General features: G+C 62.6%; 22 protein-coding genes. 11 read left to right on the forward strand and 11 right to left on the reverse strand.

Annotation, left to right across the window (positions count from 1 at the left end; translation table 11 throughout):
- The coding region (locus BUB23_RS19700; RefSeq protein ID WP_143161059.1) for an integrase core domain-containing protein at window positions 1-429 on the forward strand (429 nt) is incomplete at its 5' end.
- A 46-nt stretch (window positions 430-475) separates the two neighbouring features.
- Here the strand turns inward: BUB23_RS19700 and BUB23_RS19705 are convergent.
- Window positions 476-1159, reverse strand: a complete 684-nt coding sequence (locus BUB23_RS19705) for a DNA-3-methyladenine glycosylase I (protein WP_218599095.1) — start codon at window positions 1157-1159, stop codon at window positions 476-478.
- Window positions 1160-1443: 284 nt separating this feature from the next.
- Between BUB23_RS19705 and BUB23_RS19710 the strand changes: the two genes are divergently transcribed.
- From BUB23_RS19710 to BUB23_RS19720, 3 genes are read left to right on the forward strand one after another with little or no spacing between them, the layout of a single operon-like run.
- On the forward strand, window positions 1444-2241 hold the full coding sequence (locus tag BUB23_RS19710; RefSeq protein ID WP_073106667.1) for a TetR/AcrR family transcriptional regulator: 798 nt from the start codon (window positions 1444-1446) through the stop codon (window positions 2239-2241).
- Window positions 2238-3191 (forward strand): NADP-dependent oxidoreductase, encoded by a 954-nt coding sequence (locus BUB23_RS19715; RefSeq protein ID WP_073106670.1) that lies wholly within the window; start codon window positions 2238-2240, stop codon window positions 3189-3191. The genes BUB23_RS19710 and BUB23_RS19715 overlap by 4 nt, the downstream gene beginning before the upstream one ends.
- Complete coding sequence (locus BUB23_RS19720) at window positions 3181-4731, forward strand: DHA2 family efflux MFS transporter permease subunit (RefSeq protein ID WP_073107052.1); 1551 nt, start codon at window positions 3181-3183, stop codon at window positions 4729-4731. The genes BUB23_RS19715 and BUB23_RS19720 overlap by 11 nt, the downstream gene beginning before the upstream one ends.
- Before the next feature lie 75 nt (window positions 4732-4806).
- Here the strand turns inward: BUB23_RS19720 and BUB23_RS19725 are convergent, their stop codons facing one another.
- A complete protein-coding gene (locus tag BUB23_RS19725) occupies window positions 4807-5439 on the reverse strand; it encodes a TetR/AcrR family transcriptional regulator (RefSeq protein WP_073107055.1) in 633 nt (210 codons plus the stop codon).
- A gap of 502 nt (window positions 5440-5941) precedes the next feature.
- On the opposite strand from BUB23_RS19725, the gene BUB23_RS19730 reads away from it, so the two are divergent.
- Window positions 5942-6601, forward strand: coding sequence for an O-methyltransferase (locus BUB23_RS19730; RefSeq protein ID WP_073107058.1), 660 nt, complete (start codon window positions 5942-5944; stop codon window positions 6599-6601).
- Window positions 6602-6823: 222 nt separating this feature from the next.
- Here the strand turns inward: BUB23_RS19730 and BUB23_RS19735 are convergent, their stop codons facing one another.
- Window positions 6824-7693: an oxygenase MpaB family protein gene (locus BUB23_RS19735; RefSeq protein WP_073106673.1), complete on the reverse strand. Its 870-nt coding sequence runs from the start codon at window positions 7691-7693 to the stop codon at window positions 6824-6826.
- Window positions 7694-8062: 369 nt separating this feature from the next.
- Complete coding sequence (locus BUB23_RS19740; RefSeq protein ID WP_073106676.1) at window positions 8063-8425, reverse strand: winged helix-turn-helix transcriptional regulator; 363 nt, start codon at window positions 8423-8425, stop codon at window positions 8063-8065.
- A 112-nt stretch (window positions 8426-8537) separates the two neighbouring features.
- Here BUB23_RS19740 and BUB23_RS19745 point away from each other — a divergent pair, with 112 nt between their 5' ends.
- Entirely contained in the window at window positions 8538-9272 is a 735-nt protein-coding gene (locus BUB23_RS19745; protein ID WP_073107061.1) for an SDR family NAD(P)-dependent oxidoreductase, read from the forward strand.
- A gap of 72 nt (window positions 9273-9344) precedes the next feature.
- Window positions 9345-9944 carry an NADPH-dependent F420 reductase gene (locus tag BUB23_RS19750; protein ID WP_073106679.1) on the forward strand — a complete coding sequence of 200 codons (600 nt, stop codon included), beginning with the start codon at window positions 9345-9347 and terminating at the stop codon, window positions 9942-9944.
- A 66-nt stretch (window positions 9945-10010) separates the two neighbouring features.
- Here the strand turns inward: BUB23_RS19750 and BUB23_RS19755 are convergent, their stop codons facing one another.
- From BUB23_RS19755 to BUB23_RS19765, 4 genes are read right to left on the reverse strand one after another with little or no spacing between them, the layout of a single operon-like run.
- Entirely contained in the window at window positions 10011-10721 is a 711-nt protein-coding gene (locus tag BUB23_RS19755) for an O-methyltransferase (RefSeq protein WP_218599096.1), read from the reverse strand.
- Window positions 10714-10929 (reverse strand): hypothetical protein, encoded by a 216-nt coding sequence (locus BUB23_RS27200; protein WP_218599098.1) that lies wholly within the window; start codon window positions 10927-10929, stop codon window positions 10714-10716. The genes BUB23_RS19755 and BUB23_RS27200 overlap by 8 nt, the downstream gene beginning before the upstream one ends.
- Window positions 10926-12071, reverse strand: coding sequence for a PepSY-associated TM helix domain-containing protein (locus BUB23_RS19760; protein WP_073106682.1), 1146 nt, complete (start codon window positions 12069-12071; stop codon window positions 10926-10928). The genes BUB23_RS27200 and BUB23_RS19760 overlap by 4 nt, the downstream gene beginning before the upstream one ends.
- Before the next feature lie 4 nt (window positions 12072-12075).
- Window positions 12076-14238, reverse strand: a complete 2163-nt coding sequence (locus BUB23_RS19765) for a TonB-dependent siderophore receptor (protein WP_084136150.1) — start codon at window positions 14236-14238, stop codon at window positions 12076-12078.
- 120 nt (window positions 14239-14358) lie between these two features.
- Between BUB23_RS19765 and BUB23_RS19770 the strand changes: the two genes are divergently transcribed.
- Both BUB23_RS19770 and BUB23_RS19775 read left to right on the forward strand, forming a co-directional pair.
- Window positions 14359-15177, forward strand: coding sequence for an AraC family transcriptional regulator (locus BUB23_RS19770; protein ID WP_084136151.1), 819 nt, complete (start codon window positions 14359-14361; stop codon window positions 15175-15177).
- Window positions 15178-15189: 12 nt separating this feature from the next.
- Window positions 15190-15984: a DUF72 domain-containing protein gene (locus BUB23_RS19775; protein ID WP_073106688.1), complete on the forward strand. Its 795-nt coding sequence runs from the start codon at window positions 15190-15192 to the stop codon at window positions 15982-15984.
- 42 nt (window positions 15985-16026) lie between these two features.
- On the opposite strand, the gene BUB23_RS19780 is transcribed toward BUB23_RS19775, so the two are convergent.
- The 3 genes from BUB23_RS19780 to BUB23_RS19790 all read right to left on the reverse strand — a co-directional run bounded on the left by BUB23_RS19780 (window position 16027) and on the right by BUB23_RS19790 (window position 19061).
- Window positions 16027-16833, reverse strand: coding sequence for a DUF72 domain-containing protein (locus tag BUB23_RS19780; protein ID WP_073106691.1), 807 nt, complete (start codon window positions 16831-16833; stop codon window positions 16027-16029).
- Window positions 16834-16922: 89 nt separating this feature from the next.
- Complete coding sequence (locus BUB23_RS19785; protein ID WP_084136152.1) at window positions 16923-18137, reverse strand: PQQ-dependent sugar dehydrogenase; 1215 nt, start codon at window positions 18135-18137, stop codon at window positions 16923-16925.
- Between the two features lie 102 nt (window positions 18138-18239).
- Complete coding sequence (locus BUB23_RS19790; protein WP_073106694.1) at window positions 18240-19061, reverse strand: AraC family transcriptional regulator; 822 nt, start codon at window positions 19059-19061, stop codon at window positions 18240-18242.
- Between the two features lie 119 nt (window positions 19062-19180).
- On the opposite strand from BUB23_RS19790, the gene BUB23_RS19795 reads away from it, so the two are divergent.
- Together BUB23_RS19795 and BUB23_RS19800 are read left to right on the forward strand one after the other, a co-directional pair.
- Window positions 19181-19609 carry an organic hydroperoxide resistance protein gene (locus BUB23_RS19795; protein ID WP_073106697.1) on the forward strand — a complete coding sequence of 143 codons (429 nt, stop codon included), beginning with the start codon at window positions 19181-19183 and terminating at the stop codon, window positions 19607-19609.
- Window positions 19610-19649: 40 nt separating this feature from the next.
- A complete protein-coding gene (locus BUB23_RS19800) occupies window positions 19650-20597 on the forward strand; it encodes an alpha/beta fold hydrolase (protein ID WP_073106701.1) in 948 nt (315 codons plus the stop codon).
- The last annotated feature ends 77 nt before the right edge of the window (window positions 20598-20674 follow it).

Below are 20674 nucleotides of genomic sequence, written 5' to 3' on the forward strand. Positions count from 1 at the left end.
CTGGTGATCGACTGCCATACCCGTGAACTGTTGGGCTGGCATTTGTCTCGCAGTGGTAAGGCAACGACCGCAAGCAGTGCGCTCGAACATGCCTTGATCGCTCGATTCGGTACGTTAGGCCGTGTTCCCGCGCCATTCTTGCTACGGTCGGACAATGGGCTGGTTTTTACCTCTCGTAGCTACACGGCGCTGGTGCGCAGCTATGGGCTCCGCCAAGAATTCATTACGCCGCACTGTCCACAGCAAAACGGCATGGTCGAGCGAGTGATCAGAACGCTTAAAGAGCAATGTGCCCATCGGCACCGCTTCGAATCCATACAGCATGCCAGCCGTGTCATTGGTGACTGGATTCGCTTTTACAACCACCGGCGACCCCACCAGGCGTTGGCCATGAAAACCCCGGCCGAGGCATTTGCATTAGCCGCATAAACTGAGCAGATTCTGCTGGGTCATTACAGATATCCCGTATGCCGCCCTAGAAAGCTGGATGGATGCTCAGGGCGAGCATGGCCGACAACTGGCACAGCGGCCTGCCGGAACTCTGCTGCAAGGCGTTGAAAGCTTCCTGCACGGCTTGCAGGTCGCGCTGGCCCGTAGGTTCTCGGGTAATGATGTTTGCAGCCGCCAGGCGCGCGACCACATCGCTGCTTAGCAAGAAGGTATCCTTACCGACCAGGCGCAGGAACCCGGCCCCCGAACGCCCACCCAGGCGGACGCCGCGTTTGGCGAGCAGGCGCCACAAGCCGACGATATCGGCGACCGGCCAGGCGGCGATGAATGCGCCGAAACTGCCGCCGTGTTCCTGGCAGACATCCAGAATGAACCGGGCATTTCTGGGGATGGTCTGCAATTTGGCGGGGTGGCGGATGATGCGCTCATTCTGCATGTGGGCCTCAACGTCTGCCTCGCTGAACAAGGCCATGGTCTCCGGCGCAAAACCCGAAAAAGCTTCCTCGAAGGCAGGCCACTTGGCGTCAACCACTGAATGCCGCATGCCCGCCTGAAATATCCGCTGCGTCATCGCAGACAGGTACCGGTCATTGCCCTTGCGCTTCAATTCATCAGGCGCAAGCGCCTGGGGCAGGAAGGCCTCCATGGCTGCGTCAGAATCAAAACGCGTGCGTACCGTGTCGTGGAGCCACTGATAGGTTAGATTCACTGTTGCTCTTCTCAATTTCGGAGTCTGACGCAGAGCATGTAGCGTCGAATATTTCGAAGTCAGATCGTAGCACGCAAAACCTGCCCAGAGGGAAGCGGATTAAGGCCCTACCGTTCACTATCTAAACGCGACGGGATGTACGGGCCGGTATCGCCCGGCGGTAGGGCGGCAGCGCGGCACTTCGATCAGCTAAGGGCGGCCGTGGCCTGGGGTCAGTGTAAAAAAACTGCCAAATTTACGAACGGTGTTTGACAATGGAACACTGTTCGTTATACGATGCGGTCATGGTCAAGAAAACCACCTCACATCAGGTTGAATCCCGGGATAGCTGGGCGGCAAAGGTCGCTGCTTTAGGCGGCGAGCGCGCCGCGCCGCGCCGACGCAAGCCGCCGATCACGGTAGAGCGGATCGTGCAAACCGCATTGGCACTGGTGGCGGCCGAGGGTTTCGATGCGTTGACGATGCGTCGGGTCGCCGGCGTGTTGGAGACGGGGCCGGCGTCGTTGTATGCGCATGTGCGCGACAAGGCGGAGTTGGACGATCTGTTGATCGGTGAACTGTGCGCGCGTGTGATATTGCCAGCGCCGGCCCCAGCGGTGTGGACGGCGCAGTTCAAAGGCGTTTGCGGGCAATTGCGTGATCTGTACCTGGAATATCCGGGCATTTCGCTGGCGGCGTTCGCGGCCGTGCCGCGCAACTTGGACACATTGAGGATCAACGAGGGACTGCTCGCGATCCTGCTGGCGGGAGGGGTGGCGGCACAGCCAGCAGCATGGGCGATCGACGCCGCGATTTTGTATGTCGGCGCATACAGCCTCGAAAGATCTCTGCGTCAACGCCCTGGCATGGAAGCCGACGGTCGGCCCTTCGACCGGACCGAGATTGCCGAGCGGCTGCGGATGCTGCCCCTGAGCCACTTCCCGAACACGGTCGCTCATGTACAGGAGATCGTGTCTGGAGACGGGCATGACCGGTTCGATTTCACGTTGGACCTTCTTCTGGGAGGGCTCGCACCGGCCTCTGCGCAGCACGGCCACGCACGCGAACGGCGCGCCTTGGACCCCGATCGGAGTAGCTCATGAAGGCGGTTCGTTTCAGCGCATTCGGCGGTCCGGATGTCCTTGAGATCGTGGAGCTTGCGGACCCGCATCCGCGGCTAGGCCAGGTTCGGATCGCGGTACGCGCAGCCGGCGTGAACGCGAGTGACTGGAAGAAACGCCAGGGCCTGATGGACCCGCAGCTCCCCCAGACATTGGGCTACGAGGCAGCCGGTATCGTCGATGAACTCGGCGAGGGCGTCACCGGCGTGGCGGTTGGCGATCGCGTCTTCGGGTTCTGCACGGACGGCGCGGCTCAAGCTGAACTGGCAGTTCTGACGCACTACGCCCCGATTCCTTCTCCGCTTGATTTCGATGTCGCAGCCTCGTTGCCTGCCGCGACCGAAACCGCTGCTCGCGCACTAGATCAGCTTGGTGTCGCCGGTGGGAACACATTGTTGGTCAACGGAGCGTCCGGGAACATCGGAGCCGCCGCAGTGCGGCTCGCCGTGGCGCGTGGTGCGCGTGTGATTGGCACTGCCAGTCCGGCCAACCACGCCTTGCTGCGTTCATTGGGAGCCGAGCCAGTCGCATATGGCGATGGCATGACGGCTCGCATCCGGGCTTTGACTCCCGGCGGTGTCGATCTGGCGCTTGATGTCGCCGGGAACGGCATCCTGCCGGAACTCATTGACCTCGCAGGAGGCCCGGCGCATGTCGTGACGGTCGCCGATTTCGGTGGCGCAAAGCAGCACGGCCTGCGGTTCAGCCGCGGAGACGACGGCCGCGCGCTGTACGCGCTCTCACAGATCGGCGAGTTGGTCACCTCGGGCCGGTCCGCACTGCCGGCCGTGCAGACATTCCCGCTTGCCAAAGTCGCCGAAGCGCATCGCGTTGGCGAGGCGGGTCGCGCGACCGGGAAGCTCGTGCTACTTGTGCATGGTCCCGGCGATAAAGGCGGGCGAGATCGAATCGAAGATCAAGATGAACAATAACCCGCGACCGGGTAAATGCGGCCAATCGGAATCCGCCATCGCGAGCCTACACCCGCGGACAACGCAGCAAGGACTGAATGCCACAGGCCGATGGCTGGCGCTCGGCGCCTTGAGCCTTGCTCAGTTGATGGATGTTCTGGACAACACGATCGTGAACATCGCATTGCCATCTGCGCAACACGATCTAGGATTCTCCAACGACTACCGGCAGTGGATCGTGACCGGGTACGCGCTCGCATTCGGGAGCCTATTGCTCCTGGGTGGCCGGCTCTCCGATCTCTTCGGGCGTCGGCGGATGTTCCTGATCGGCGTGATCGGATTCCTCGTCGCGTCAGTGATCGGTGGCGCTGCTGACGGGTTCATGATGCTGCTCCTCGCCCGCGTCGGCCAAGGCGCCTTCGCGGCGATGCTCGCACCGGCAGCCTTGTCCCTGGTGTCAGTGATCTTCGCGGACAACGCGGAAGACCGCGGGCGTGCTTTCGGTGTATTCGGTGCCGTTTCTGGTGTCGGCGGCGCTCTGGGGTTGCTGCTGGGCGGAATTCTCACCGAGACACTTTCGTGGAGGTGGTGCCTCTACGTGAACCTGATCTTCGGCGCGATTGCATTGATTGGTGCGCTCATGTTCGTTCCTCGTGACGATCGGCAGCAACGCGCGCCCCTCGACGTACCAGGAGCCATCACCGCGACGCTTGGCCTGGTTGGCATCGTTTACGGCCTCGGCAGCGCCGCCTCGAACGGATGGAGCAACTTCTGGACGATCGGTCCGGTCATCGCCGGGTTGGGGCTGATGATCGCTTTCGTGGTGATCGAGCGTCGCGTTGACAACCCGATGTTGCCGCTGCACGTGGTCCTCGATCGAACCCGAGGCACGGCTTACCTGACGCTCTGGATCACCGGCATGGGAATGTTCGCAATCTTCCTGTTCCTGACGTACTACCTGCAGGAAATCCTGAAGTTCGGTCCGGTCATGACTGGCGCGGCGTTCCTGCCCATGATAGGCGCGGTGGTCATCAGCTCGATCATTTCCGGGGCTGTGCTGTTTCCGCGCACGGGTCCGCGCCCGCTCGTGCCGATTGGATGCGTGCTGGCCGCCGTCGGCATGGCAATGTTCACAGTCATTGGCGCGACATCCAGCTATGCTGCCCACGTTCTGCCGGCACTGCTGGTGACCGGCCTGGGATTCGGGATGATTTTCAGCCCTGTGCAGAACGCGGCCACCAGTGGTCTCCGCTCCCATGATGCTGGTGTTGCCTCCGCGATGGTGAACACGGTCCAGCAGATCGGCGGGGCGATCGGAATTGTCGTGTTCAATTCACTCGCCTCGGCCGCCGTCGCCGCCTACTTGGCGAACCATGCCGCGAAGGCATCCCAACCGACAACGATCATCGACGCGACTCTCGCCGGAGACCACCTCGTTTTTTGGACCGCATCAGGCGTATTCATCGCTGGCGGCGTCCTGGCCGCCCTCCTGTTCCGTAGCGGCGCCATTCCGGTCCTCCGCAGCCCGGAGTTCGCGTGGGGCGGCTCGCGTGCGGAATAAGGTAATCGTGCCACGCGCTTGGCGCGCGGGGTGTATGCCCGGCCGACCGACCCCTTGGCGCTGCATCCCAGCCTGTCAATCTTGTCGAAGAGCCTGAAGGTAGGCGCAGAACATGTCGGCCATCGTATCGGCATAGGCTTTGATTTCCGCCTTGGTCCGGCGGGTTTGGGAAAAGCTTTTACCCACCGTGCCGAGCGTCGTGAAAATGAGCTCGCCAGCCAGTTCGCGGGATGCAGCGGCCGCCTTCGGCAATGCTTCCACCATGAAGGCATCGATCATCAGGTCGCCTTCGGCCCGAGCCTTGCGCGCCTCCGGGCTATCGCGATAGAGCGGAGCGGCGTCATTGAGCGCGCCGCGAACCTGGGCTTCCTCGCATTCGGAGCGCAGGAAGGCATGGATTAGCGTGCGCAGCCGCCCCAAGAGCGGCGTTCCTGCATCTTCGAGGATGTCCCGCAGCATTCGGGTCGTCTGCATCCACTCATCGGCCTGTAGGCGGAACAGGATCGACGCCTTGTTGGGGAAATACTGATAGATCGATCCGACGCTGACGCCGGCCTTCTCGGCGACGCGCGCCGTGGTGAACCGGGCGGCACCTTCCTGAGCAAGAACCTGGGTTGCTGCTTGAAGGATGGCGGCGACCAGTGCGGTCGAGCGCGCTTGTTGGGGTTGCTTGCGCGAAGCGATCTGGGGACGGCGGCGGGTAGTCATGACGGCATGGCAGCGCAATGTTCAATGCAAAAAATCCTGATGATTCATCGCCTTCTTCAATGCGATGAATTGTTCACATATTAGCGCAGTATTCACCGCCAGCTCAACCTTCAATTGACGGCCTTCTCGAGCGCTCTGGCCACTGAAGCAACGGCGCGTTGGCCGTCCGTTGATACATCTCGTGGCAACACGTCCTGTCAAAGCGTTGCGGTTGGATGCTCGCCCTGCGCCGAGAGGAAGACGCGGTTTTTCCTGACGAAAAACCTGAATACGCGACCTCATTTCGGGCTTCAGCGATCCGGCGGGCCCAACCGCTTCGTTGTCTTTTCACAGGCAAATCCAGTATTTCGCGGCTCGACGCAGCGGGGGGCGAAAACGCGAACCCCAATGCGAATTTCAAATACGAAGAATTCGTCATATTATTCTTTCAATGCGATGGATTAATCGCATTCCATGCATCCCGCGCCAAGGCGCCTCTTCCAACCGTAGAATGGATAACTTCATGACTTCAACACTGACCACGGCACCACTGGCCCCTTTGCTGGATCGCCTTTTCGAGCAGGCCGACGAGGCCACCAGCCCGGCAATGGCTGGCATCCCCCGCGAGGAACGCGAGCGGCTGATGCGCAGCAAGACCGAATACCTCGACTTCTATAGCCGCGCCAAGGACCTGTGGCTGCCGGTCTCGCGCGAGACCGGCGTGCTGCTCTACCAACTGGCGCGCAGCACGAACGCACGCAACATTGTCGAGTTCGGCACTTCATTCGGACTTTCGACCCTGTGCCTTGCGGCGGCGCTGCGCGACAACGGCGGCGGCCGCCTGATCGGCAGCGAGTTCGAACCGTCGAAAGTCGCCAAGGCCCGCCAGCATCTGGTCGAAGGCGGCGTGGACGATCTGGTCGAAATCCGCGAGGGCGATGCGCTGAAAACGCTGGCCACCGGTCTTCCCAAGTCCATCGACCTGCTGCTGCTCGATGGCGCCAAGTCGATCTATGGCGAAGTTCTCGATCTGGTCGAGAGCCATCTGCGGCCTGGCGCGCTGATTGTTGCCGACAACGCCGACTACAGCCCGGAATACCTTGCGCGCGTGCGCTCCCCGGACGGCGGCTATCTGTCCGTGCCGTTCGGCGAGGACGTGGAACTGTCGATCCGGCTGGGCTGAAGCAAGCCGGACCTTCTCGTCTCAATACCCCATCAGGAGATTTTGCAATGCACGTATTTGTCACAGGTTCAAAAAGGCCCTGCGACGTCGCCCCGATACAGCACCGGAGTTGAAACCGGGGGCTTGGACAGCAGCCGGAGGTACATTGCCCGCCAGGCAGTGGAGGGCATCCCGGCTGTGTCGATGCACAAATCTGAAACTGGATTGGCAGGGCCAGGAAAACTAGACCTCCATGCGGCGGCGTGCACGTTGCGCCGAGCCGTTGCGAACCGCCCAGCGCAGCACCGGGGCGATTCCATGCACGCTTTTTTGCACGGCCTGAGAACTTAGCTTGTTCATCGACAGTCCCAGCATCCCGGCTGCCCATGCCGGCAAAAGGTCGACGCCTGCGCGTATGAACAAGACACCGAAGGGGCGTGCGGCAACGCTGGGCGATGGTGGATTCGTCAGTAGAATATTCGCTACCTCGCGCGTTCTGGCGTCGCAGCGCAGGGCGGGATGCATCGCCTGCAGATAATGCTCGACCTCCTCGCATGATTCGGGAACGGCGGTAGCGCCAAGCTGGCGGGCAATCAGCGCGACTTCCCGGAAATAACGGTCCTGCTCGGCCTTGGGCAAGGCCGGATCCCGGTAGCGCATGTGGGCTCTCAGAAAGCTGCTTACCTCGGCGACGTGCACCCACGTCAGCAGGTCGGGATCGTTGGCCGAATAGGGCGTGCCGTCGGGCAAGGCTCCGTTCACCCGGTCATGAATGCCACGGACCCTGGCAATGAGACGATAGGCGTCGGCTGTCGAGGCGTACGTCGTGCCAGAGATGAATTGGCCCGTGCGCCGCAAGCGCCCCAGCATGTCCTGCCGAAAGTTGGAATGGTCCCACACGCCGGCCAGCGCCGAGGGATGCAGCATCTGCAACAACAGGGCGCTGATGCCGCCGATCAGCATGGAGGTGAAGTCGCCATGAACCCGCCAGCAGGCCGATCCGGGGCCGAATAAACCCGGGTCTCCGGGTGGATGCTCGAAGTCGATTCCGCCTAACGCAAGCCCTGTCAGGCCATGCACTTGCGTTTCGATATGCCTGCGCAAAGGTTCCATGGGAAAAGTGAAGATAGCTGGAAGCTCATTTTACGGCGCTGCGGGGTCTGTCCTGCCTTATGAGCCCTTTTTCATAACCGAGCCGCTTATGACTGGCTGCGCTTGCCATACATCACTTGCTCCAGCATCCGTGGTTCTTTCGGGTTTTCTTCGCCGCACGCAAGAAATATCGAGATACCTTCCCGATTGTGCGGATCCGCCGGGGATGACGGTAAATCGTGGTCACGAGGCGGCGGAACGGGTATCTTGGTCGCGCAGTAGGTGGCTGGGTGGAAGGCGGGCGTTGTCGATGGCTTGCTCAGACATGGGCCAGCCCCCCCATCGATCGTGATCTCGCCATCAGGTGCAACGGCCGGCCGCTTTTTCCTGCTAAGGCAAAGCGTCGCGCTTGGCGAAGATGCTTGCCATTTCCGCCGCGTTCTCGGTTCCCCAGGTGCACAGCGGGACGATCGCGTCAGCCAAGCTGCGACCGAGCGGGGTCAGCGCGTAGTCCACGCGCGGCGGCACCTCCTTGTAGTCGGTCCGCGCCAGCACGTGATCGGCCTCCAGATCCTTCAATTGCTGGATCAGCACCTTGTCGCTGACGCCCTGGATCAAACGCTTGAGCTCGCCGTAGCGCTTCGGGCCGTCGCGCAGGAAAAACAGGACCAGCGGTTTCCACTTGCCCGAGATGATGCGCAGCGTAGCGTTGAGCCCGCAGCCGGTATCGCAGATTTGAGAGGGTGTCGTCATATTTTGGTACTTACCTAAAAGTGCATACTTGTCCTTAGGTTATCAGAACCGCATAATGTTCTCAAGCAAGCAGTTCCCTGCTTCCGTACAACTCCAGCGAAGGATGCATGACATGAACAGACTGAATGGAAAAACCGCCGTGATCACCGGCGGCGCTACCGGCATCGGCCGCGCCGCGGCAAAGCGCTTTATCGAGGAGGGCGCCTTCGTCTTCATCTTCGGCCGCCGGCAGGAAGCGCTCGACGCCGCTGTGGCCGACCTCGGGCCCACTGCGCGCGCGGTAAAGGGCTCGGTTTCCGATCTGGCCGACCTCGACCGGCTCTACGCGGCGGTGAAGGCCGAGCGCGGAACCCTGGACATCGTCTTCGCCAATGCCGGGACGGGAAGCCAGCTTCCGCTCGGCAAGCTCACCGCCGAGCACATTGACGAAACCTTCGACACCAACGTGAAAGGTTTGATCTTCACCGTCCAGAAGGCGCTGCCGCTGATGGGCCAGGGCGGTTCGATAATCCTGACGGGATCGAGCGCCGGCACCACTGGCGCCCCGGCATTCAGCGCCTACAGCGCAAGCAAGGCGGCAGTACGCAACCTCGCACGATCCTGGGCGGAGGATCTGAAGGGCACCGGTATCCGGGTAAACGTGCTGTCGCCCGGGCCGACGGCGACCGAACTCGCGGTGGAGGCGGTAGGCGAGGAAGGCATGAAGCTCTTCGCCTCGATGAATCCGCTCCAGCGCATGGCCGATCCGGCGGAGATCGGAGCGGTGGCCGCCTTTCTCGCGTCGCAGGACAGCAGCTTCATGACCGCCAGCGAGGTCGCCGCCGACGGCGGCCTGGCGCAAATCTGACACGCTACGCCCGGCCGGTTACTCCATTGGATATTCGGAGCCCGCAGGGCGTGGCAAACCTAAGGAGAATATATGAGCTACGCAATTATTGGCTTCGGCGAGATCGGCCAGGCTCTTGCCAAGGCATTTGCCCGAAGCGGCATCGAAGTATCCGTTGCAACCACTCGCGACCCGGAAAGCTTTGCATCCGCTGCGGCCGCGATCGGACCCGGGATCATTCCCAAAACACTGGCGCAAGCCGTCAAAGCGGACATCGTCTTTTTGGCTGTCCGTTACGAGTCGCACCGGGATGTCGCGAAGGCGCTGCCGACCTGGAAGGGCAAGATCATCATCGATGTGACCAATGCCTACGGCGTGTCCCCCGAGGAACTGGGAGGACAGCCTTCTTCCAAGGTCGTCGCGCAGGCCTTCACTGGTGCAAGACTGGTCAGGGGCTTCAATCATTTGGCCGCGGCCGTCCTTGACCAGGATCCGGCCGTGCATGGCGGCAGGAGAGTCGTGTTCCTGGCTAGCGACGATGACGGCGCGGCAGCGGAGATTGCTGCGCTTGCGGAAAATCTCGGTTTCTCGCCGATCAGACTTGGCGGGCTTTCGGAAGGTGGACTGCTTGTGCAGGCGCGCGGAAATAGCTGGGGTCAACTGATCTTCAAGGACTTGGTCAAGTTCGATTGATGAATCGACCGGTCAAATGACTCATTCATCCTAGATCATGTTTCAAGGCCGCAGAAAGGCTGGCCATCACATCGGCGCATCGCTGCGCACAGACAACTCCACACCGCCTTGCTTGGGCCACAGCATGGAGCGGAATCCATTGGCCGGATCACGGACGAAGTCGGTGTAGTCGCGGTACGCGCGTGCGAACTGGCGCACGTTGTCGCACATCACGATGGCGCCCGGGCGCAGATGGGGTTTGAGCAGCTGGAGCGCCGGCAGCGCCAGCGGAATCCATGTGTCGATCAGCAGGAAATCCACCGGGCCATCGATGCGCTGCAGCGTTTGCAGCGCATCGCCTTCCCGTATTTCGGCGAAGGCGGCCAAACCCGCTTCGGCCAGGTTGGCGCGAGCGGCCTTCGCTTTGCTTGGTTCGATCTCGGTGCCGACCACCCGGCGCTCGCCGCCTCCGGCCACCGTGTTGTCGCGCAAAGCCGCGGCGAGGTAGATCGTGGATACGCCAAATGAGGTACCGACCTCAATGGCTTGCCGCGCGTCGAGAGCCCGGCAGAACGTATAGGCCAGGTGGCCTTTGTCCGCATCGAGCGCGACCAGCTTGTCGCGCAGGAAGGTTTTTTCGGCGGTGGACGACACATCGATGCCGGAATGTCTTCTGAACGGCGATAGGAGCATGCGGGGCAGGTAGCGCAGGATCATCGAGCCCAGCTGCCGGGCGTCCTGGCTATGCAGACGGTTCAGTACGGCCTGGGCACGCGGGTCGGCGAGCGGACTAATCACGGTATTTCTCCTTGGAATGATGGCGCTGCCGGCGATGCGCCGGTTGTGGGGATAGGATGACGTGGCGTAGCACCGCCAGCAGGGGGACCGCCGTGGCGGCAACGCCAAGGGCCTGGAGCGCTCCATCGCCGGCCAAACTGCTGACCAGGCCCGCTACAGTGAGCATCAGGAGCAGCGACGGCTCGGCGTAGCGGCGGCGATGTGTCATTCCCGGACTCGCGAAACGGAGTCCGCTGGGGCGCCCGCGGGCCGGCCTGGCGCGGGCGGAGTGGTGCGCCGGCCGGACCACAGTGACAGTCCAGTCAGCAATACGCCGATGGTGGCCAAATCAAACAGCGCCCAGATCAGCTTGAGCGGCCAGCCCCCGTAATCGCCAAAGTGCAGCGGCTGCGCCAGAAAAAGCATCTGCATGTACCAGGGCAGGCTGCGCGTGCCCGCCACCTGGCCGGTGCCGGCATCCACCAGCACCGGTTGCAGCAGATGCGCGGTCAGCGGCGCGCCGCCGCGCAGGAAGATTCCGTAGTGCTGGCGACTGGTCAGCACCGAACCTGGCATGGCGATGAAATAGGGCTTCATGCCCGGGACCGCCGCCTGGGCGGCGGCCACGATGGTATCGAGTTTGACGGGCTCGGGCGTAGTACGGGCGCTCGATGAGGACGCCATTTGCGACAGTTCGCGCGCTTGCCATATCTGTACGGCCAGGTCGCCCCAACTGTTGATCAGGCCTGTCGCGCCGACCACCAGCGCCCAACCGAGCGTGGCCATGCCGACGAGGTTGTGCAGGTCCAGTCGCCATAGGCGCCGGCTGCTCTGCCGCAGCGCGCCGAACGGCACACGCCTGGTGAACGGCGCGTAGACGATGACGCCCGAAATCAGCGATGCCAGGAACAACAGGGCTATCAAGCCGATCGCCAGCGGTCCGGCGGGTCCCAGGAACAATTCGCCGTGCAGTGTCAGCAGGAATCCCATAGGCCCGCGTTTCAGGGCGCCTTCGCTCAGGATCTCACCGCTGGCGGCGTCGACGTACACGGCCCGGTTATCGCCGGGCGGCGAATCCGCGGCACGCCCCAATGCGAGGCTTATCACGCCGGGCGTGTCTGCGTCCCACAACTCGAACTGCACGTGCTGGCCCGGATGGCGGGCCAGGACATCGGCAACGAGCGCGTCGGTGGACATTGCAGGCGCCTCGCTCCTGCGGGCCGCAACCCCATAGCCCAGGACATGGTCGATCTCGTCGTGAAAGATGAGCGGCAAGCCAGTGACGCACAGCACCAGCAGAAAGAGCGTGCAAATGAGACTGGTCCAGCGATGAATCCAGGACCAGCGTCGCAACGCGGCGGACGTCAGCATGGGTTCACCAGAGGTAGCGCAGCGACGCCGTGATCGTGCGGGGCTGGATGTAGTTGCAGGCGTTATAGCCGTTGGAGCAGATCACGGCTCGGCGATCGAACACATTGGCCACGTTCAGCGCCAGGCGATAGCTGCCTTTGGTATAGCTGACCCCGGCATCGGCCACGGTAAAGCCCGGCACGCGCTCGGTGTTGGCCACATCGGCGTAGGAGGCCCCGATGTAGCGCACACCGGCGTTGAGGCCTACCACTCCCGGCAGCTCGCTGTCGTGAAAGCGGTAGTCGAGCCACAGTGACGCCGTATTCCTTGGCACCGAGACTGGCTGTTTGCCCAGGTCCGGCCCGTTGCTGCGCACGACTTTATTGTCCAGGTAGGTGTAGTTGGCGATGACCGAAAGATTCCTGTTCAGGTCGGCGTGGCCTTCGAGCTCGATACCGCGGGCGCGCGCCCGGCCGCTTTGGGCCTGGGCAAAGGGGCCGTGCGCGGGGTCGGGGTCGAGCGTCTGTACGTTGTCCTGGACCAGATTGAACACCGAGGCCGTCACAAAGCCGTGGGCATTGCCCGGCTGGTACTTCACGCCCGCCTCCCATTGTTCGCCGGTGGTCGGTTTGAAGGGATCGCCTTTCCAGTTGGTTCCGGTGGTGGGCAGGAACGAGGTCGAATAATTGATGTAGGGGGCGAATCCGCTGTCGAATTGGTAGAGCAGACCCAGGCGTCCCGTCGTTGCCGTATCGCGTACCGTGGTGGACGTGTCCGTGCTGCGGTTGTGGGTGTCGTTGTCAGCCCAGTCGTGGCGCAGGCCGGCCAGCAGCACCCAGCGATCCAGCCGGATTTGGTCCTGCAGATAAAGCCCGGTCTGACTGAGGCGCTGGGCCTGGTCCAGCAGCGGCACCGCCGGCGCGGCAACCGGCTGTCCATAGACGGGCGAGAACGCGTCGATGCCCGGCGCGGCGCCGAACAGCCAGCGCGCGTCGGCATCGGTGTGCTGGTAATCCACCCCGAACAACACCGAGTGACGCAGCGGGCCCGTATCGAAGGCGCGCTCGAGCCGGTTGTCGAAGGTGAGCGCGCCGATCGTGTCGCGATCGGTGAAGGCCGCCCGGTTCAGCGTGCGCAGATCGGAGGCCAGGCCCGTGCCATAGACCATGGCCAGGTCCGAGTCCAGGTGCGCATAGCGCAGGCTCTGCTGCAGGCGCCAGCCGCTGTCGTAGCGGTGATCCAGCTCATAGCCGATGGCGGCCTGCGTTTTGCTATCGTGGTTGAAGCCGGGCTCGCCATCGAAGAAGCTTCTGGAGATACGTCCGTTGGGGTTGTCCAGGAAAGTCCCTTGGGCCGGCACATAGCCGAAATGCCCGCTCCGGGGGTCGTGCAGATATTGCGCGTAGAGCGTTAATGTGGTGTTCGCGTCGGGGCGCCATGTTAATGCCGGCGCCACCGCGGCGCGCTCCGAACGCGTGTGATCGACATAGGTTGCTCCCGTAAGGCCAACGGCCGTGAGGCGATAGGAGAGCTTGCCGTCGGCATCGATCGGGCCCGAAAGATCGGCGCCGGCCTCGACTCTGCCGAAACTGCCGCCGTTGACGAATATTTCATGCTGCGGTTCGGTCGTGGGCCGCTTGCTGATGAGGTTGATCAGGCCGCCAGGGCTGTTCTGCCCGTACAGCACGGAGGAAGGCCCTTTGAGGATCTCGATGCGATCGATGAAATAGGGCTCGTTCTGGAAAAAGCCGAAGCTCGCATACGGCTGCTTCATGCCGTCCAGGTAGTTTGTACCGAACGGGCCAAATCCCCGGATGTACTGGAAATCTTCCCGCGTGGCCGAACCGCCGCGCGTTTCGGCGACCACGCCCGAGGTGTAGCGCAATGCCTGGTTGATGTTCTGTATGGCCTGGGTTTCCATCTGCGCTCCGGTCACCACGGAGATAGCCTGCGGGGTCTCGATCAGCGGGGCGTCGGTCTTGGTCGCTGTCTGGGCGCGGGTTGCCGTCACGGTAACGGCCGGAAGCGTCGAAATTTCCGCGCTCGCCGGCGAAAGCGCGGACGCGGCCTGCTGAGCCCAAGCGCAAAGGGGGGCGCTGGCCAGGGCCAGCATCCAGACGCCCCATTGGCGTCGGCAGGCCCGTATGGATACCGGCAATCCCCCCGTCCCGGTGCATCGCTGATTCATCGGTGTACGTCCTCTTGCTGTTGTGAATTGTTTTCATTGAAAGTGAGAATCACTCGCATTGATAATATAAAATGTTCAAAAGAGGATGTCTGGCCAAAAAATAGCGAGAAGCGGACAAATATGGAATCTGAAGACATACCGCTGTACCCGTTTTTCGGGACGGGACGCACACTGGTGTTCGCGCATGACTATGAGGCCGGCTCGCTGCAGCATTGCCATCGGCACGACGCACCCCAACTGCTGCATGCGGCGCGCGGCGTCATGCGTGTAACCACCACTAGCGGCTATTGGGTTATTCCGCCCAACCGCGGGGTGTGGATACCCGCGTTCATGCCGCATGAGATCCGCATGGTGGGGCCGGTGTCGATGCGCACGCTGTACGTCGACGCCGGGTCCGCGCCAGCAGGGATCGCGGAATGCGCCGTCGTCGCCGTCCCGCCGCTGCTGCATCGCCTGCTCGAGGAATTGGCGCTTGTCGATCCACGAGATCCGGCCCCCAGCGGGCCCCGCCGCCGGGCGCTGGAGGAGTTGGCGTTGATTGAAATCGCCCATTTGGAACAATTGCCGCTCAGTGTGCGAATGCCACGCGACCATCGCATGGTCAAGCTGTGCGCTTCGCTGCTCGAGCGCCCCGAGGACACGAGCACACTCGACGACCTGGCTCATCGGATCGGCGCGAGCCCGCGTACGTTGCGCCGCTTGTTTCAGGATGAGGTCGGCATGAGCTTTGCCGCCTGGCGCCAGCAGGTGCGTCTGATGGAGGCGCTCGCCCGGTTGGCGGAGGGACAGGCGATCGCGCGCGTATCCCGCGATCTGGGCTATGCGGCGCCGAGCGCATTCGTCGCGATGTTCAAGCGCGCGATGGGCTGCCCGCCTAGCCGCTATGCCAAGGCCGATCAATCTAGCCCGATGCGGTCCTGGAAATCTTCGACGCTATAGGAGTGTTTCGCCATGCAAGCCGCCAACGCTAACGCTACTCGCCAGGTGAACTACCCTGCCGCGCCATCGGTCCATGTGGGGTGCGCCGGCTGGGGACTGTCCTCCAAGGTAGCCGCGCATTTTCCTAGCGAGGGTAGTCATCTCGAACGGTACGCTCAAGTATTTTCGTCGGTGGAAATCAATTCTTCGTTCTATCGTGCGCATCAAGCCCAAACCTATGCGCGCTGGGCTGCGAGCGTACCCGATGCATTCCGGTTTTGTGTCAAGATCCCGCGCGCCATCACGCATGAGCTCAGGCTGCGCGGAGCGGACGCCGCCATGCATGCATTCGTGGACCAGGCCGCCATGCTGGGCGGCAAACTCGGCTGCCTGCTGTTGCAGCTTCCGCCCAGCCTGGCGCTGAATATGCCGGAGGCGCTGAGTTTTTTTTCCACGCTGCGTAGCCTTACGAGCGTGCCTGTAGCATGCGAACCACGTCATGCGAGCTGGTTTACTCCGGCGGCTGCGGATGCGATGAGGGATGCGGCTATCGCTTGCGTCCATGCGCACCCATCGCCGACACCCGGCATCGAGCCGGCGGGCGATCCTCATACCCTATATATCCGCCTGCACGGCGCGCCCCATATTTACTACTCGGGGTATAGCGATGCATTCATCGACACCGTAGCCGCGCAGATCGCAGTCGCGCGCCTGGCGGAACGGCAGGTCTGGTGCATTTTCGACAATACCGCGCGTGGCGAGGCCATACCCAATGCGCTGAAGTTGATGGAACGATTGGGGGCAATGGACCAGCTTGTCATACCGTGACGGCGAACCACGGCCAGGGCGCTGTAGCGCAAGCGGCATCGTTCAAGACAGACGCTTGATGAGCGACATCGCCGCGCGGGGATTGGAAACCTTGTTCCCGCTGATCACATAAAGATAGACATCGCGCTTGCCGGTGCCCGGCAAGGCCGGCGCCAGCCGAGCCAGGCCATCCGGTGTTGCGCCTTTGGCCCAGGCCTTTGCGCGCTTGGCCCAAAGCGCGAGGGTGGCCGCGGGATAGCCGAGTGGTTCGCCTTCTTGTGTGCCCATCAGCCGGACGTAGACGAACGGCGCGGTGATGTCCGCGATGAACGGGTGCTTCGAGTCGGCGCCCATCACCACGGCGACGCCATACTGCCGGGCCAGGGCGATGAATTCGGGCGTTCGAAAGCTATCGTGACGGACTTCGACCGCATGCCGCAGGGGGAGGCCATTGACGCTCGGCGGGAGCAGCTTGAGGAAAGCCTCGAAGTCGTCGGCATCGAATACTTTGCCTGGCATGAACTGCCAATTGATTGGACCGAGCTTGTGTTTCAGCTGCGTGAGGCCTCCCGTCAGGAAGCGCCCGATCGTTTCTTCAGCGCCGGCAAGCACCTTCCGATGGGTCGCATAGCGCGGCGCCTTTACAGAGAAGATGAAAGAGTCAGGCGTTTGTTCGTACCATTTGGCGTAGCCTTCCGGCTTTTGAGCGCCATAGTAAGTACTGTTGATTTCTATCGAAGTGAGCTGCCGGCTGGCATACTCGAGCTCGCGATTTCGGGGATGCCTTTCGGGATAGAAGCTGCCCCGCCATGGCTCATAGGTCCATCCGCCAATGCCGACCCGGATGATGCCGCTGCCTTTCTCGTTCATAAGAGCTCTCCAAAAGCCGCGCTAAAATCGCCGAAAATCGGGCATGCGCATTGCGGCGCCGTGACCCCCCCCCGCGGGAGTGGTAAATACTATTCTTTCAGACCTATTTTCAGGAGGCGGCCTTGGGAGGCGTCGGTCAGTACGTAAACATAGCCGTCGGGACCAATACGCACATCGCGGATGCGTTCGTCCAGCGCCGCGAGCAGCCGTTCCTCGCGCAGGACTTTATCGCCGTCGAGCTCAAGCCGTATCAGGGCCTGGTCCTTGAGCGCCCCGATGAACAGCGACCGCCGCCAGGCAGGGAAGCGCCCTGCGTCGTAGAAAGCCATGCCTGATATCGCCGGCGACACCTTCCAGTAATGGATGGGCTGCTCCGTGCCGCCCGCATGGGTGCCTTGCGCCTCGGGTATGGCAAGGCCGCTGTAATTGATGCCATAGGTTGCCAGCGGCCAGCCGTAGTTCCTGCCGGCCTGGGGAATGTTGATTTCATCACCCCCGCGCGGGCCATGCTCATGCGTCCAGAGCTTGCCCGACCAGGGATTGAGCGCCGCTCCCTGCTGGTTGCGGTGGCCGTACGACCAGATTTCAGGCCGCGCCGGCGCCTTGCCGACGAAGGGGTTGTCGTCGGGCACGCGGCCGTCCGGATGCAGGCGCACCACCTTGCCTTGCAGCTTGTCCAGGTCCTGCGAGGTGGGGCGCTGATTGTTCTCGCCCAGAGCGATGAACAGATAGCCCTGCCTGTCAAACACCAGGCGCGAGCCAAAGTGCGCCCCGCTGGACAGCTTGGGGGTTTGCCGGAAGATGACGGTGAAGTTTTCCAGTTTGCGCCCATCGGCGGACAGCACGCCATAGCCTGCGGTGGTGCCGGCTTTGCCGTCATCCCCTTGTTCCGCATACGACAGGTACACACGCCGGCTCTGCGCAAAATCGGGCGCTAACGCGATATCCAGCAAGCCGCCCTGCGACCGCGCATAAACTTCGGGCACGCCGCCGATTGGCTCCGACAGGCCGCCATCGGCTTGCCATAGGCGTAGGTGGCCGGGCCTTTCGGTAATCAATGCGCCTGAGTCGTCGGGCAGGAATGCGATGGACCAGGGATGATCCAGGCCCGTGAGCAGCTCGCTGACGACGATTTCCCCTTTCTCGCTGGGGAAGCTCCGGGATGCCGAGGTCTGAGCCTGCGCCTGCCAGGCAACGAGTGTGAATGCGGCGGCGACAAGGAGGGCGCGCAACTTTCGGCTGCCTGCCGGCTTGCCGGCAGCGGAATCAGTGTTCTCGAATGAGGTGGTGCAAGATAGCGTCATTAATGCTCTCCGAAGTCCGAACAATTGAAGAGGCTGGCTGTTTGTCTTCCTTCTGAACCATATCATGTTGTCGAGCCAGATGGCTGCCACCCGTCGCGCGACCTACTTTTGCGCCTCTCGCCACTGCCGGGGAGGCATTCCGGTCTGCGCCTTGAAGGCGCGCGACAGGGCTGCTTCGCTGCCGTAGCCTACCTCGGTGGCGATGGTCTTCAAAGGGCGGCCACGGCGCAGCGCTTGCTGTGCCAATCCTACACGCCATCCCTGCAGGTACCGGCCGGGCGTGACGCCTAGCGTCTCGCGGAAGCTGGTGGCGAATACGCTGCGCGACATTCCGGCGGCACCGGCCAGTTCGTCCAGTGTCCACTCCTTCGCGGGCGCCTCGTGCATGGCGACAATGGCGTTGCGCAGGCGCGGGTGGGAGAGGCCGGCCAGCATGCCGCCTTTCACGTCGCCGCTCTCCATCAGCTGGCGCAGGATTTGGATCATCACCACCTCGAATAGACGATTGACCAGCGCGATCCGCCCGCAGCGCTGCTCGAAGGCTTCTTCGAATAAAAGGCCCAGCACCTGCGATGCGCCGGCGATTTCGTCGAGCGGCAGGCAGGAGAAGGCCGGCAGCGTCGAGGCTATCGGGTTTTGCGCGCCGCCCTCGAAGCGCAGGTTGGCGCAGGCCATGTCCGCGCCGCGCGCGGGGTCTGTCACGAAGCGATGCGTCATCGGCCGCGAATAGAGCAAGAGGCTGGGTTGCTCGATGCGCAGGGATTCAGGGCCATGGAACACGTCGACCGGGCCTTCGCGCACCAGATGCAACTGGCCCAGATCGCCGTTGGCGTCCAAGGTGTTGACGCCGCACAGCGCACCGGCGTGGAAGACCTCCGCAGTCACTGGAAAGCGTTCCAGCAAAACCGCCAGTCTATCGGCCATTTCGAACTCCTGATCAATTTTTCAGGATTATATATCACCAATAGTATTGAGATTGTAGGCAAACTAGCACTTACCGAAAGACATCGTTTCGGACCATCAACCACATAGAGAGGCTCGCCATGTCCATTGAAAAAATCCTATACACCGCCACTGCCACCGCCACGGGCGGCCGGGAAGGCCAGGCCAGCACGCCGGACGGCGTGCTCGACGTCAAGCTGTCCACGCCGCGCGAACTCGGCGGCGCCGGCGGCGACGGCACCAATCCCGAGCAGTTGTTCGCCGCCGGCTATTCGGCCTGCTTTCTGGGCGCGCTGAAGTTTGTCGCGGGCAAGCAGAAAGTCGCCCTGCCGGCCGACACCCGCATTACCGGCAAAGTCGGCATCGGCCAGATCCCCACCGGCTTCGGCATTCAGGTTGAATTGACCATCGCCGCGCCGGGCCTGCCCCGCGACACGCTGCAGGCGCTGGTCGACCAGGCGCACATCGTCTGCCCGTACTCCAACGCCACGCGCGGCAACATCGATGTAGCGCTGGTGATTGCCGTTTGAGTCTGCATCCCCAAAATATCCACTCAAAGGAAACGACACCATGAACGCTATCACCCGTACCTCTACCGCCATGCTGCTGGCGGCCGCCCTTATCGCCGGCGCCAGCGTTCACGCGGCGCAGACCGCGTCGCCGGAAAAGGCCGCGATGGCGCGCAGCGCAAGCACCATCACCACCGCCGACGGCGTGCAACTGTATTACAAGGACTGGGGACCCAAGGACGGCCCGGTCGTCGTCTTCAGCCACGGCTGGCCGCTCAATTCGGACAGTTGGGAATCGCAGATGATCTTCCTGGCCTCGCAGGGCTATCGCGTGGTCGCTCATGACCGCCGCGGCCATGGCCGTTCCAGCCAGCCCTGGGATGGTAACGACATGGATCACTATGCCGACGATCTGGCCGCCGTCATCGACGCCCTGGATCTGAAGCGCGTCACCCTGGTCGGCTTTTCTACCGGCGGCGGCGAAGTGGCACGCTACATCGGCCGCCACGGCACCGGCCGGGTGAAGAAGGCGGTGCTGGTGTCCTCCGTGCCGCCGCTGATGCTCAAGACCGCCGACAATCCGGGCGGCCTGCCGATCGAAGTCTTCGACGGCATCCGCAAGGCCTCGCTGGAGAACCGCTCGCAGCTGTACCTGGATATCGCCTCGGGCCCGTTCTTCGGTTTCAACCGTCCGGGCGCCAAGCCCAACCGGGGCCTGGTCCAGTCGTTCTGGGCGCAGGGCATGCAAGCAGGACACAAGAACGCCTACGACTCGATCGCGGCGTTCTCGGCCACTGATTTCCGCGAGGATCTGAAGAAGTTCGACGTCCCCACGCTGGTGATACATGGCGATGACGACCAGATTGTGCCGATCGACGCTTCCGGCCGCGCTTCGGCCAAGTTGGTCAAGGGCGCGGAACTGATCGTCTATCCTGGCGCTCCGCACGGCCTGACTGATACGCACAAGGATAGGCTCAATCAGGATCTGCTCGACTTCCTGCGCAAGTGAGCAAACTGCTGGCCCGGGCCTGTTCCATGCCCATGGATGCAAAGGTCTTTTGCGGCGATGGCCATTCCCGCCGCCTG

This window comes from Pollutimonas bauzanensis, from assembly GCF_900129885.1.
GTDB classification, from domain to species: Bacteria; Pseudomonadota; Gammaproteobacteria; order Burkholderiales; family Burkholderiaceae_B; genus Pollutimonas; species Pollutimonas bauzanensis.